This window comes from Nocardia tenerifensis NBRC 101015 (assembly GCF_000308715.1).
Taxonomy (GTDB): domain Bacteria; phylum Actinomycetota; class Actinomycetes; order Mycobacteriales; family Mycobacteriaceae; genus Nocardia; species Nocardia tenerifensis.
Genome location: NZ_BAGH01000615.1, coordinates 102936 through 116832 on the forward strand (window position 1 = coordinate 102936; position 13897 = coordinate 116832).

Below are 13897 nucleotides of genomic sequence, written 5' to 3' on the forward strand. Positions count from 1 at the left end.
CCCTTGGGCGGCAGCCCATTTCTCGACGACCTGTCCCACCGCCGGTGGGGCCAGGAGTAATCATGAAGTTCTTCACCCGCAGTTCCGCCGTCGAGTCGAGAGACCCGGTCGACACGATTCCCCCTCTGCGCCACCTGATTCCGCTCGCCCTGCAGCACGTGATCGTCGCCTACTCCGGGATGGTCACGCTGCCGCTGGTCATCGGCCTGGGCATCGGCCTGTCGCCCGCGCAGATCACCACGCTGGTCACCGCGAACGTCTTCGTCAGCGGCCTGGCCACGCTGCTACAGACCCTCGGCCTCTTCAATGTCGGCGTGCGGCTGCCCATCGTCATGGGCTCCACCTTCACCGGTATCGCGCCGGCCATCATCGTGGGCACGACCGCAGGCCTCCCCGCCGTCTTCGGCGCGACCATCGTGGTCGGCCTGCTCACCTGGCTGGTCGCACCCTGGTTCGCCAAGCTGACCCGATACTTCCCGCCCATCGTGACCGGCACGACCATCGCGATCATCGGCTTCTCCCTGGTGCCGAAGGCGGCGACCCTGATCGCCGGATCATCGACCGCGGCCGAGCACGGCGGGGCCAAACGGCTGCTGCTCGCCCTCGGCACCATCGTGCTCGTGGTGGTCCTCGAGCGAGTCGCGCGCCCGGCCATCGGCCGCTTCGCCATTCTCATCGCGCTCATCGCCGGGACGGCGGTGGCCTGGCCGCTCGGGCTGACCGACTTCTCCGCCACCGCGTCGGCGCCGATATTCGATGTGGTGCGGCCGTTTTCGTTCGGTACGCCGACCTTCGTCCTCGCCGCGATTCTCCCGATGCTCGTGGTGCAGGTGGTCAATATGGTGGAGTCGACGGGGGACACGCTGGCCACCGGCGTGGTCGTGGGGCGCGAGGTCGGCTCGCCGGATATCGCCCGCGCGCTGCGCGCCGACGGCGTCGGCACGGCGCTCGCGGGGATGTTCAGCAGCTTCACCTTCGTGACGTTCGGCGGCAATGTCGGGCTCGTCAGCATCACCCGGGTCATGAGCCGCTATGTGGTGGCCGCCGCCGGGGCGATCCTCGTCGTCATCGGCCTGATGCCCAAGCTCGGGGCGGTGGTCGCGTCGCTGCCGGGGCCGGTGCTCGGGGGGATCGCGGTGGTCATGTTCGGCACCGTGGGCGCGATCGGCATCAAGTTCATGATGGCGGCGGACTTCAGCCAACCGCGCAACCACTTGATCGTGGCCATCGCCTTCGGATTCGGGCTCATGCCGGTCGGAAATCCGGACTTCTACGCACAGTTGCCGGGGCCGTTCCAGACCGTGCTCTCCAGCGGTATCGCCGCGGGAGGTATCGCGGCGTTCCTGTTGAACCTGCTGCTCAACGGAGTTCCGCGCGACCAAGTGGACAGCGCTACCGAAAAAACAACGGCCACAGTCGAGCCCGCCGATGACTCGGCCGCCGCTCACCCCACGAGTCGAGAAGTGTTATGAGAGAACAACAATCGGACGCGGTCGACGAGCGACTGCCTTTCACGCAGTCGGTGCTGCTGGCCCTCCAGCACGCGCTCGTCATGTACGCGGGCGTCATCGTGGTCCCCATCGTCGTCGGCACGGCCCTCGGCCTCTCCGACGCGGAGATCTCCGATCTGGTCAGCACCGATCTCATCCTCGCCGGCGTCGGCACACTCCTGCAGGCTCTGGGCCTGTGGCGCTTCGGCATTCGGATGCCGCTGGTGGTCGGCGCGGCGTCCAGCGGAATCGTGCCCATGGTGCTGATCGGTCAAAACGAAGGACTGCCAACGGTTTACGGCTCGCTCCTGGTGGCAGGCGTGATCTGGGTGCTGGTCGCGCCCTACTTCAGCAAGCTGCTCGCGCTGTTTCCGGCCGTGGTGACGGGCACGGTCATCACGCTGATCGGCCTGACCCTCATCCCGGTCGGCGTCCGGCTCATCGCGGGGTCGGATCCGAGCGACCCCGGTTACGGGCGGCTCAGCCATCTCGCGCTCGCCGGTTTCACCATGGCGCTGATGGTGATCTTCCGTCGGCTGTTCCGCGGCCTCGTCGGGCAGCTCGCCATCCTCTTGGCGCTCGTCATCGGCGCGATCGTCGGATGGTCCACCGGCATAGGCAGTCTCGCGCACGCCGGTGCGGGGCCGATCGTGGGCCTGATGCGCCCGCTGCACTTCGGCGCTCTGCAGTTCCATATCCCGTCGATCCTGCTGTTTCTCGTCATCGTCTTCGTGCTCATGGTCGAGGGCGCGGGGCAGGGGCTGGCCGTCGGCGAGGTGGTGGGCAAGCCGGTCGGACCGGACGACATCGCGCGGCTGCTGCGCGTCGACGGCCTGATGACGGCGTTGAGCGGCGTGTTCAACGGGTTCGTCTACACCACGTTCGGTCAGAACATCGGTCTCATCGCCCTGACCAGGGTGCGGAGCCGCTATCCGGTCGCCGTCGTCGGCTTGATCCTGTTGGGGCTGGGCATCATTCAGCCCGTCGGCCGGGTGGCGGCCGCGATTCCCGAGCCGGTGATCGGCGCGGCCGCTGTGGTCACGTTCGGGGCGCTCACGGTATCCGGCATCCGCATCCTGTCGCGGGTGGATTTCGATCGGTCCGGCAACTCGATGCTCGTCATGCTGTCGCTGGGCATCGGGGTGATTCCCGCGTACGCGCCGCGCTTCTATCAGCAGCTGCCGACCTTCGCCGAGGTGTTCTTCAAGAGCGGCGTGGCCACCGGCACCGTCCTGGCGGTCGTGCTGAACATCGTCTTCCATGCGCGCCGCCGCATCCCCGACGACGCGCGCGCGGTGCCCGATTAGCGCCTCGCGCAGCACATTCCGAAGCCATCCCACTCCGAGAAAAGACCCCTATGCCCTACGAACACGACAAGCCGCGGCTGATCATCGGCGTCACCGGCGCCAGCGCACCACACCTCGCCATCCATCTGCTCACCGCCCTGGCCCGATTGAACACCGTGGAAACGCATCTCGTCGTCTCCCGCGCGGCCCACCGCACCCTCGACCTCGAGGCCGATCTGCGCGCCGACGACCTGGCCGGGCTCGCCGACGTCCACCACCAGCGCGCAGACATCGCGGCGTCCATCGCCTCCGGTTCCTTCCTGACGATGGGCATGGTCGTGGTGCCCTGCTCGATGAAGACGCTGGCCGGCATCGCGCACGGCTACTCTGACGAATTGCTCACACGCGCAGCCGATGTCTGCCTCAAGGAGCGTCGCCGCCTGGTGCTGGTCACCCGCGAGACGCCGCTGAGCCTGGTGCATCTGCGGAATATGACGGCGGTGACCGAGGCGGGCGCGATCGTGCTGCCGCCGGTGCCCGCCTTCTATCAGCGGCCCGCGTCCATCGAGGACCTGCTCGCGCACGTGAGCGGCAAGATACTCGATCAATTCGGCATCGCCCACGACCTGTCTCCGCGCTGGCGCGGAGCGGCCCCACTGGCGGGAGGAGTTCGATGACCTACCCCGGGCTGTCGCGGCGACAGGACCCGCACGCCTTTGTCGAGGACTACCTCGCGGCACATCCCGAGGACGTGCTGGCCGTGGACGAGGCGATCGCCGCGGATCAGGGCGTCACCGGCTTGATCTACGCGCTCGCCGCCCGTGGTCGCGAGGAGATGCTGTTGTGCCGCAACGTGTCCGGCGTACCCGTTCCCGTGGTGAGCAATGTGTTCGCCTCTCGCCGCCGGATCGCGCGGCTGTTCGACGCCGAGCCTCGGCGTCTGCACGAGGCGTTCGCGGCGCGGGCGGCCCGGCCGCTGGCGCCGCGGCGCGTCGACTCGGGGCCGATCCGCGAGGTCGTGCACACCGGAGCGGACGTCGACCTGGCCACGGTGCCGATGCTGCGGCACTTCGCCTCGGACCGGGCGCCCTACATCACCAGCGGCATCATCGTCGCCGAGGATCCCGAGACCGGTGCCGGGAATCTGAGCTACCACCGCTCGATGATCCACTCGCCCAACGAATTAGCCACCAGCCTGCATTCGCGCGGCGACCTCTGGCGCATTCTCGGGCGCTACGCCGAGCGCGGGAAGCCGATGCCGGTCGCCATGGTGATCGGCGGCCACCCGCTGTTCATGCTCGCCGCCTCCGCGCGGGTGGGTTACGAGGTCGACGAACGCGCGATCGCCGGCGGCCTGCTCGGCGAACCGCTCGAGGTCGTGCCGACGCCCGAGCACGGCATCGCGGTGCCCGCCTGGTCCGATTTCGTGCTGGAGGGCACGATCGACCCCGGCGCGTACGCCGAGGAGGGGCCGTTCGGCGAGTTCTCCGGCTACTCCTCGAATCGCTCCACCAACAACGTGATTCGGGTCACCTCGATCATGCGGCGGGACCGGCCGATCCTGTTCGACGTCGAGGGCGGCAATACCGCCGAGCATTTGAATCTGGCGAGAATTCCGCGCGAGTCGGAGATGGCGGAGAAACTCAGAACGCGATTCCCCGACGTGACGGCCGTGCACTATCCGACCTCGGGAACCCATTTCCACTGCTATGTCGCGCTGCGGCAAAGCCGGCCGGGGCAGGCCCGTCAGGTCATGCTGGGTCTGCTCGGCTGGGATCCGTACGTGAAAACGGTCGTCGCCGTCGACAGCGATATCGACATCACCGACGACGCCGCGGTGCTGTGGGCGCTGGCCACCCATTTCCAGCCGCACCGCGACATCCTGACCGCCGACGGGCTGCCCGGATCGCCCCTGGATCCGTCCTCGACCAGCGACGGGACCACCTCCCGCATGGGCCTGGACGCGACCCGCGGCCCGGACTTCGACGGGCGGCGGATCGAAATCTCGGACGACGCGCTGGCGCACGCGCGAACCATCCTCGAGCAGAACACATCACACGGAGGAACACATGCCTGACAACGCCAAAATCCCGGTGACCGTCCTGACCGGGTTTCTCGGCTCGGGAAAGACCACCCTCGTCAATCACATTCTCACGGCGAACCACGGCCATCGAATCGCGGTGATCGAGAACGAGTTCGGCGAGATCCCCATCGACAACGATCTCGTGCTCAACGCGGACGAGAAGATCATCGAGATGAGCAACGGCTGCTGCCTGTGCTGCACGGCCCGCACCGACCTGATCGAGATCCTGCTATCGCTCCTGGCGCGCAGCGACCGCTTCGATCGCATCCTCATCGAGACCAGCGGGCTCGCCGACCCCAACCCGGTCGCCCAGACCTTCTTCGTGGACGAGGAGATCGCGCGGCACTTCGCCCTCGACGCCATCGTCACGCTGGTCGACGCCCAGCACGTGCGCGCGCACCTCGCCGAGGTCGATCACCACGGCGTCGGCTCCCAGGTGTTCGATCAGATCGCGTTCGCGGACCGCATCGTGATCAACAAGGTCGACCTGGTCGACGCCGAGTCCGTGCGGGCGGTCGAGGCGGCGGTGCGCGGGATCAACGCGACCGCGGACATCATCACCTCCGAGTACGCCGCGGTCGACCTCGCCGATGTGCTCGGCATCGGCGCGTTCGACATGGCGCGCACCATGGCCGGCGATCCGCACTGGCTCGACGAGGACACTCATCAGCACGATCCGGATCTGACCTCGGTCGGCGTCGAACTCGACGGCCGGGTCGACCATCGCGCGCTGGAGTCGTGGCTCGCCACCCACCTGGCCGAGCGGGGCGACGACGTGTATCGGATCAAGGGGTTGTTCGCCGTCGAGGATGACAGCCGCCGGTTCGTCCTGCAAGGCATCCACTCGTCCTTCGAGATTCGGCCGTCGGCGCCGTGGCAGGGTGAGAACCACACGGGGAAGGTCGTTTTCATCGGCCGTGACCTCGATCGCGCTGAGCTCACCCGTGGCTTGCGGTCTTGCCTCGCAGGCTGAGCCCCGAACACGCTGCCGGACAGGCCAATTCGCTCGATAGCCTGTTTCGGAAATTGGTCGAAGACGCCGCGCCCATCGACAATGGGCGCGGCGCCGGCAGCTTCTGGCGCGCCCCGAAAGTGTTCGAATGGGCAACGCTCAGCGTCGGTCCTGTTCGAAGGCTCGCAGCAGGTCCGCCGCGACGCCCACCGCGATGGTGGCCGGTTCCTTCCCGGTGATGTCGGGCAGTCCGATCGGCGTCTTGATCCGGTCGATGGCGGCGGCGTCGTGGCCGCCCTCGGTGGCCAGGCGCTGCCGGAACCGCGCCCATTTGGCGGCCGAGCCGATCAGGCCGATCGAGCCGAGATGTGTTGCGCGCAAGGCGGCGTCGCACAGCGCGGCGTCCTCGGCGTGGTCGTGGGTCATGATCAGCACGTGGGTGCCCGTGGGCAGCTCCGCGAGCACCTCCTCCGGCAGCAGCGGCGTGTGGTGCACGTGCAGCTGCGCCACCGCGTCGCGCAGCACGCCGAGCCGTTCGTCGGTGAGCACGTCGGGGCGGGTATCGATCAGATAGAGATCGAGGTTGTGGCGGGCGAGGATGCGGGCCAGTTCCAGCCCGACATGCCCGACGCCGAAGATCGCCACCGCAGGCCCCACCGGCAGCGGCTCGACCAGCACCGTGACCACCCCGCCGCAGCATTGCACGCCGTGGCGGTTGGTGACCTTGTCGTTCAGCGCGAACTCCAGCAGCTCCGGCTCCGGATCCGGCGCGCCCATCAGCTCGCGGACCCGATCGATCGCGACGGCCTCGATATTGCCGCCGCCGATCGAGCCCCACGTCTCGGTCTGGCCCACAACGAGTTTCGCGCCCGCGCGCCGGGGCGCGTGCCCTCGGACGGACGCGACGGTCACCAGCCCGCCGGGCTCCCGGCGGGCTCGCAACCGCGCGACCGCGGTCACCCAGGTCATCTCAGACACTGCTGAAAGCGCCTGTCTCGGCGACGATTTCACTGGAATCCTCGGCGCTCCTGGCCGCCTCGATCGCCCAGTACACTGCCTCCGGCGTGGCCGGTGCGGCGAGCTCCACGCTGATTCCGGCGGGTCCGAAGGCCGCGGCGGCCTCCCGCAACGCTTCGCGCACCGAGAACGCCAGCATCAGCGGTGGCTCGCCGACCGCCTTGGACCCGTACACCGCGCCCTCCTCGGTGGCGTTCTCCAGCAGCGTGACGTCGAAGTCCTCGGGCATCTCGGAGAAGCTGGGCAGCTTGTAGGTGCTGGCGGCCTGCGTCAGCAGCCGGCCGCGGCCAGGCCCGTCGCCGGTGTCCCACCGCGGATCCTCGAGCGTCAACCATCCTGCGCCCTGCACGAACCCGCCCTCGACCTGACCGATATCGATCAGCGGTGAGAGGCTGTCGCCGACGTCGTGCACGATGTCCACGCGCCGGATGCGGTAGGCGCCGGTGAAGCCGTCCACCTCCACCTCGGTGGCGGCGCTGCCGTAAGCGAAGTACTTGAACGGCGTGCCGCGGAAGGCTTTCGCGTCCCAGTGCAGCCCCTCGGTGCGGTAGAAACCGGCCGCCGACAACTGAACTCGCTGCATGTACGCGGAGTGCACGAGCGTGTCCCAGTCCACCTCCCGGTCGCCGCCGAGCGAGCGCGCCACACCGTCGATGATGCGGACATCGGCCGCGTCGGCGCCCAGCCGACCCGCCGCGACCTGGACCAGCCGCGCGCGCAGTTGCTCGCAGGCGTTCTTCACCGCCGCGCCGTTGAGATCGGCGCCGGAGCTGGCGGCGGTGGCCGAGGTGTTGGGCACCTTGTCGGTCCGGGTGGGCGCCAGGCGCACCTTGCGCAGCGGGATGCCCAGGGTGGTCGCGGCGACCTGGAGCATCTTGGTGTGCAGGCCCTGGCCCATCTCGGTGCCGCCGTGATTGATCAGCACCGAGCCATCCTTGTAGATCAGGACGAGGGCGCCGCCCTGGTTGAAGGCGGTGAGGTTGAACGAGATGCCGAACTTGACCCCGGTGACCGCCAGCGCGCGCTTGGTGTGCGGGTGCGCGGCGTTGAAGGCCGCGATCTCGCGCCGGCGTCCGGCGAGATCGCCGCGCTCGTGCACCTCTCGCCAGGTCCGCGAGATCCGCTCCGCGCCAACGACTTTCTGCCCGTACGGCGTGTGCTGGCCCGGCCGGTAGAAGTTGCGCTCGCGCAGCTGTGTCGGGTCGAGGCCGAGCAGCGGTGCGCAGCGGCCGAGGATGTCCTCCATGACGAGCATGCCCTGCGGGCCGCCGAAACCGCGGAAGGCGGTGTTGGACACCTTGTTGGTCTTGGCGATGCGACCGGCGATGCGCGCGTGGGGAATCCAGTAGATGTTGTCGATGTGGCACAGCGCGCGCGCCAGGACCGGTTCGGACAGGTCGAGGCTCCAGCCGCCGTCGGCGGTCAACGTGGCGTCGAGGGCTTGCAGCCGGCCGTCGGCGTCGAACCCGACCCGCCACTCGGCATGGAACCCGTGCCGCTTGCCGGACATGGTCATATCCTGAGTCCGGTTGAGCCGCAGGCGAACCGGACGACCGGTGAGCACGGCGCCGAGTGCGGCGATCGCCGCGAAGCCGTGCGGCTGCATCTCCTTGCCGCCGAAGCCGCCGCCCATGCGCAGGCACTGCACGGTCACCTCGTTGCTGGGCCGGCCGAGCACGTGCGCGACGATTTCCTGCGTTTCGGACGGGTGCTGGGTGCTGCTCTGGATGAACACCTGCCCGTACTCGTCGACGTGCGCGAGCGCGGCGTGCGTCTCCAGGTAGAAGTGCTCCTGATCGGCGAACTGGAACTCGCCGCTGAAGACGTGCGCCGAGTCGGCGAAACCGGCGTCCACGTCGCCGCAGTGCACGGTCGGCTGGGCGCCGTGAAAACTCTTCGCGGCGATGGCTTCCGACAGTGTGATGAGCGCGGGCTGCTCGTCGAGCTCCACCTCCACGGCCGCCGCGCCCAACCGGGCGGCCTCCAGGGTCTCGCCGAGCACCCAGCACACGGCGTGCCCGTAGAACATGACCGTGTCGGGGAAGAGCGGCTCGTCGTGTTTCATGCCCGCGTCGTTGACGCCGGGGACATCGTCGGCGGTGAGCACCCGCACCACGCCCGGCACGGCGAGGGCCGGTTCGGTGCGCAGCGCGGTGATCCGGCCGTGCGCGTGCATGACCTGAACCGGATAGGCGTGCAACGGATCCTTGGTGCGGTAGACCAGATCGTCGGTGTAGAGCGCGGCGCCGGTGACGTGCAGGGCGGCGCTCTCGTGCGGCATCGGGACGCCGACCACCGGGTTCTCGGGTCGCTGGGACAGGTGACTCATGGTTGGACCTCGCTGACATGCGGGCTGTTCGTGCTGGGGTCGCGGCGGATCACGACGCCACCGCCTCGGCGTTCTGGGCGTACAGCTTGCGCATGCTCTGGCCGAGCATGGCGCGGCGGTACGCGGCGCTCGCGCGATGATCGCTCATCGGCGTGCCCTCGGACTGCAATGTCCGGGCGGCGGCCTCCGCGGTCGCCGCCGACCACGGCCGGCCCACGAGGGCGTCCTCGGTCTCGCGGGCGCGGATCGGCGTGGCGGCCACACCGCCGAGTCCGATGCGCGCCCGGCCGATCACCCCGTCCTCGATGTCCAGCGCGAAAGCCACTGCGACGCTGGAGATATCGTCGAAGCGGCGCTTGGCGATCTTGTGGAAGGCCACGATCGGCGACAGCGGCAGCGGGATGCGCACGGCGCGGATCAGTTCGTCCGGCCGTCGCACGCTGCGGCGGTAGCCGGTGAAGTAGTCGGCGACGTCGACCTCTCGCTCACCGTCGGCGTCGGCCAGCACCAGTGCCGCGTCGAGCGCGAGCAGCACGGGCGCGCTGTCGCCGATGGGGGAGCCGGTGCCGAGGTTGCCGCCCAGCGTCGCGCCGTTGCGGATGAGCCGGGAGGCGAACTGCGGGAACAACACCGCGAGCAAGGGCACCCGGCCGTCGAGGCGTCGCTCGATCTCGGTGAGCGACAGGGCCGCACCGAGCTCGAGGTGATCCGATTCGACACGCAGGCCGCGCAATTCGGGGAGGCGGTCGATCGCGATCACGTAATCCGCGCGCTGGGCGCGGATATTCACCTCCACGCCCCAGTCGGTGCAGCCCGCGACGAGCACGGCGTCGGGCCGGTCGCGCAACAGCCGCACCGCCTCGCTCAACGTCTCCGGCCGCCGGAACGTGCGGCCGTCGCGGGCGTAGTCGGTGGAGACCGGTTCGGGTGGGTGCTGCGCGCGGCGGCGCGCGAGCGGGTCGTCGGCGTCCGGCGCACCGACGGCGTACGCCGCGTCGCGGATCGGGCGGTATCCGGTGCAGCGGCAAAGGTTTCCGCTCAGCGCGTGCAGGTCGAAGCCGTTCGGGCCGTGCTCGGTGTCGGTCGGTTCCGGAGAAGCGCAGCGGTCGGGGCGGTAGTACTCGGCGGCCATGCTGCAGATGAAACCCGGTGTGCAGTAACCACATTGCGAGCCGCCGCGCACGGCCATCTCCCGCTGGACCGGATGCAGTGCACCGGACGTGAGGCCCTCGGCGGTCACGATCTCCTGCCCGTCGAGGGCGGCCGCCGGTACCAGGCAGGCGTTGATCGCCACCCAGTCGGTGGGCTGTTCGACGCCCGGCCGGGCCACCATGATCGAGCACGCGCCGCATTCGCCCTCGGCGCAGCCTTCTTTACTCCCGGTGAAGCCACTCGCGCGCAAGAAATCCAATACCGTGACGTGGGGTGCGGCGGGGGATATCGGTGTGGGCTTTCCGTTGACCGTGATTCGCGGCTCTGTCATGACGCATCATCATTTCGGTGCTCGACGGATCTTTCTGTCCAAGTAGCCATTTCAGAACTTTCTGATTCAATAGCGCGGCACGGAGAATTCGGTGCGCGAATCAGCACGCTGAGACGTGCGTGCGGTGGGGGACGAGGATCGGATATGCGGCCGCGATGGCGCACGCCGGAAATACGGTCCGCTCAGCAGCCGTGTGCGACCCGACCCGGAACCCAGGCGGTCCGGTGCGCGAGGCGACGCAGGTCAGAGACGACGGACATCCGACTTCGCCCCCTTTCCGGCAGCTCGCAGATCGGTACGCTCAAACTACGTCGCGAGCAGGGGATCGGTCAAGCAATAACGCTTGTAGGAAAGTACGACAAACCGTCCTGGCAGCGGTAATTGATCGGCTTATCGTACAAAGGGAAAGTCAGGCGTTCGGCAACGCCGGATCGGTCGCCGGTCGTGGCTCGCCCGGCCGCAGGACACCCATGATTTCGTCGGCGAGCAGGAAACCGGCCAGCCCGTGGCCGTGCTTCTCCCGGCGCACGAGCGAGACGATGTTGTTGCTGAAGGCGTCGCGCACCTGCCGGAAGGCCAAGCGGCCGTCGCGCAGCTCCTCGGCGACGTCGAACTCGCTGAGAAAGGCGATCGCCTCGCCCGAGGTGGCGAGGCGCTTCATCGTCTCGATCGAGTTGGTGTGGAACGCCGGTTGCACATCGAGCCCGGCATTGGCGAAGGCCTCGGCGACGATGCCGTGTATCACCATGGTGCGGTCGGCGAAGATGAGCGGGTACGGCGTGCACTGGGCGAGCGGGACCGTGTCCATCTGAGCCAGCGGATGATGCGGGGAGACAACCACTCCCAGCCGCGTGTTCAGCTGCCAGCAGACCTCGATCTGCGTGGACGCCGGAAGGTTGAAGCCGAGGCCGAGGTCGGCCTCGCTGTTCTCGACCGCGCGCAGGATCTCCAGGGTCGTCATGGTGCGGATGGCGATGCGGACCCGGGGGTGCCGGGCGCGGAAGGTGGCCGCCGCGGTGGCGACGACGCCGCTGGCCAGGCCGGTCATCGTGGCGATCGCGACCTCGCCGCTGCCGAGTGCGTGGAGATCGCGGATGTCGGCGACGGTCTCGCGGTACTGCTGGAGTGTGCGCCGGATGTGCGCGAGCAGCGCCTCGCCGGCCGGGGTGGGCCGCATACCGCGCGGCAGGCGCTCGAACAGCGGCTGGCCGAGTTCGGCCTCGAGCATCAGGATCTGGCGGTTGATCGCCGAGGGCGCGACGTGCAGGCGGGCGCCGGCCGCGCGGATGGAACCGAGCCGCGCCACCTCGTCGATGTACTGCAGCAACCGAGCGTGGAGCACCCGCGCACCTCCTGAGCGAACCGTACGAAAAAACAGTACACGTTGTGCGCAAACGAATGCTTGTCAGCAACGGTGCGGTCGAGTTCTATCAGACCAGGCACAGTGGCCGCGCATCGGTCGCCCTGCCGCACGAACGAGCACCGAGAGGACCGCAATGCTGCACCAGGCTTCGACCACCGACACCCCACCCGCGGAGGTGGCCGCCCAGGACGATCACGTCCGCATGATCTTCGGCATCCTGGAGGGCGAGCAGGAGGCCGACCTGCTGCTGCGCAACCTGAACATCCTCGATGTGCACAGCGAGACCGTCTATCCCGGAACGCTTCTCGTGCACGGTGAGCGCATCATCGCCCTGAATCCGGACGAATCGATCGTGCGGTTTCGCGAAACCTTCGAGGGCGAAGGCCTTTACGCGATCCCCGGCCTGATCGACGCGCACCTGCATTTCGAATCCCAGCTCGCGCATCCGGCGGCGTTCGGCGAGGCGATCGTGCCCAGCGGCACCACCACCGTCTTCGGCGAGACCCTCGACTTCGCCAGCGCGGCAGGCGCGGAGGCGGTCGACGCGGCCCGCGCGCTGTTCGCCGACCACGACCGGCTCCCGTACCGCCTCTACGCCTTCGCACCGGGGAAGAAGACCTCGACCGAGGTCACCGAGGCGATGCTGGCGATGGATCCGGTCATCGGGCTGGGGGAGCTGGCGCACCTGTCGTACATGACCGGCAACGCCGACGACTTCCGCAAGTCCGCGCTCGGCCGGGCGAACGCGGGAGTCGTGAACTGCCACTGGGGCGTTACGGCGCTGTCGGACACGCTGCTGAACTACATGCCCGCCATCGGCGTCGACAACAACCACGACGTCTGGAACGAAGACGACATCGAGAAGAGCATCCGCTACGGCCTCAACACCCAGATCAAGTTCGGCGTCGGTAGCCCCGAGGTCATCCGAACCATGTTGCGCGCCATCGTGAAACGCCGCTGGCCCGCCGAGAACTTCCAGCTCTGCGCCGACAACATCTCCGTGGATCGGGTGCTGCGCCAAGGGCATATCGACTGGGTCATCTCCCTGGCCATCGAGATGGGCATGCCGCCGATCAAGGCGATCAAGATGGGGACGCTCTACGCCGCGCGCTCGTTCCACCGGGACCGCGACCTCGGCTCGCTGAGCCCGGGGCGCTTCGCCGACATCGTGCTGACCGACAGCCTCTCCCGGATCAACCCGCGCTACGTGTTCAAGGGCGGCAAGCTCGTCGCCAAGGACCGCAGGCTGCTCGAGCCGGTCGGCATCGACTACTCGGTGCTGGCCAAGGAGCCCCGGCCCGGCCTCGGCGACCTACGGGCCGAGCAGCTCGATCTCGCGCCGATCGAGGTTTCCGACGACGGCACTCAGGCCAAGGTGCTGCTCTTCGACGTGTACGGGCGTGGGCATCTGAAGTTCGCGCAGGAGATCTGGGTTCCGTTCCGCGACGGTGCGGTCGTGCCCGAATATGAAGGCGCGCAACTGAATCGCATCTCCATCGTGCAGCGGTACGCGGACGGCGCGCGGCACATCGTGAACGGGTTGTTCAAGGGCGTCTCGATCGACCGCGGCGCGGTCTCCACGTTCTGGCCCGCGCCCTCGGCCTATTTCGTGGTCGTCGGCGCCGACAGCGCCGAGATGTGCGGCAACCTGAAGCAACTGGACGGGCTCGTCGGCGGCTGCGTGGTGACCGAGGACGGTGACGTGAAAGCCGTTCTGCCGCTGGACTTCTACGGTGTGATGGCCGATATGGACCTGGCCGGACTCGTCGAGGCGACCCGGTCGATCGACGACGCCCTGGCGAAGCTCGGCAACCACAACGAGGGGGAGCCGGTCGTCAACAAGCTGCTGACCCTGTTCATCTCGCTCGACCGCTTCGGGTTCATGAAATAGCCC

10 protein-coding genes are annotated in these 13897 nt (G+C 68.4%); 6 read left to right on the forward strand and 4 right to left on the reverse strand.

Features of this window, described 5'->3' with window-relative positions:
- Window positions 1-62: 62 nt before the first annotated feature.
- The 5 genes from ON39_RS45360 to ON39_RS45380 are packed head-to-tail and all read left to right on the forward strand — an operon-like array spanning window position 63 to window position 5832.
- Window positions 63-1472, forward strand: a complete 1410-nt coding sequence (locus tag ON39_RS45360; RefSeq protein ID WP_157195673.1) for a uracil-xanthine permease family protein — start codon at window positions 63-65, stop codon at window positions 1470-1472.
- Window positions 1469-2797 (forward strand): nucleobase:cation symporter-2 family protein, encoded by a 1329-nt coding sequence (locus ON39_RS45365; RefSeq protein ID WP_051187968.1) that lies wholly within the window; start codon window positions 1469-1471, stop codon window positions 2795-2797. The genes ON39_RS45360 and ON39_RS45365 overlap by 4 nt, the downstream gene beginning before the upstream one ends.
- 50 nt (window positions 2798-2847) lie before the next feature.
- On the forward strand, window positions 2848-3453 hold the full coding sequence (locus ON39_RS45370) for a UbiX family flavin prenyltransferase (protein WP_040743614.1): 606 nt from the start codon (window positions 2848-2850) through the stop codon (window positions 3451-3453).
- Window positions 3450-4853 (forward strand): UbiD family decarboxylase, encoded by a 1404-nt coding sequence (locus ON39_RS45375; RefSeq protein ID WP_040743616.1) that lies wholly within the window; start codon window positions 3450-3452, stop codon window positions 4851-4853. The genes ON39_RS45370 and ON39_RS45375 overlap by 4 nt, the downstream gene beginning before the upstream one ends.
- A complete protein-coding gene (locus ON39_RS45380; RefSeq protein ID WP_040743618.1) occupies window positions 4846-5832 on the forward strand; it encodes a CobW family GTP-binding protein in 987 nt (328 codons plus the stop codon). The genes ON39_RS45375 and ON39_RS45380 overlap by 8 nt, the downstream gene beginning before the upstream one ends.
- Before the next feature lie 138 nt (window positions 5833-5970).
- Here the strand turns inward: ON39_RS45380 and xdhC are convergent, their stop codons facing one another.
- The 4 genes from xdhC to ON39_RS45400 all read right to left on the reverse strand — a co-directional run bounded on the left by xdhC (window position 5971) and on the right by ON39_RS45400 (window position 11982).
- Window positions 5971-6780, reverse strand: a complete 810-nt coding sequence (xdhC, locus tag ON39_RS45385) for a xanthine dehydrogenase accessory protein XdhC (RefSeq protein ID WP_085998385.1) — start codon at window positions 6778-6780, stop codon at window positions 5971-5973.
- 1 nt (window position 6781) lies between these two features.
- Window positions 6782-9157, reverse strand: a complete 2376-nt coding sequence (gene xdhB / locus ON39_RS45390; protein ID WP_040743623.1) for a xanthine dehydrogenase molybdopterin binding subunit — start codon at window positions 9155-9157, stop codon at window positions 6782-6784.
- A gap of 49 nt (window positions 9158-9206) precedes the next feature.
- Window positions 9207-10640, reverse strand: a complete 1434-nt coding sequence (locus tag ON39_RS45395; RefSeq protein WP_040743624.1) for a xanthine dehydrogenase small subunit — start codon at window positions 10638-10640, stop codon at window positions 9207-9209.
- A 409-nt stretch (window positions 10641-11049) separates the two neighbouring features.
- Window positions 11050-11982, reverse strand: a complete 933-nt coding sequence (locus ON39_RS45400) for a LysR family transcriptional regulator (RefSeq protein ID WP_040743625.1) — start codon at window positions 11980-11982, stop codon at window positions 11050-11052.
- Between the two features lie 154 nt (window positions 11983-12136).
- Here ON39_RS45400 and ON39_RS45405 point away from each other — a divergent pair, with 154 nt between their 5' ends.
- Window positions 12137-13894: an adenine deaminase C-terminal domain-containing protein gene (locus tag ON39_RS45405; protein WP_051187969.1), complete on the forward strand. Its 1758-nt coding sequence runs from the start codon at window positions 12137-12139 to the stop codon at window positions 13892-13894.
- Window positions 13895-13897 lie beyond the last annotated feature (3 nt).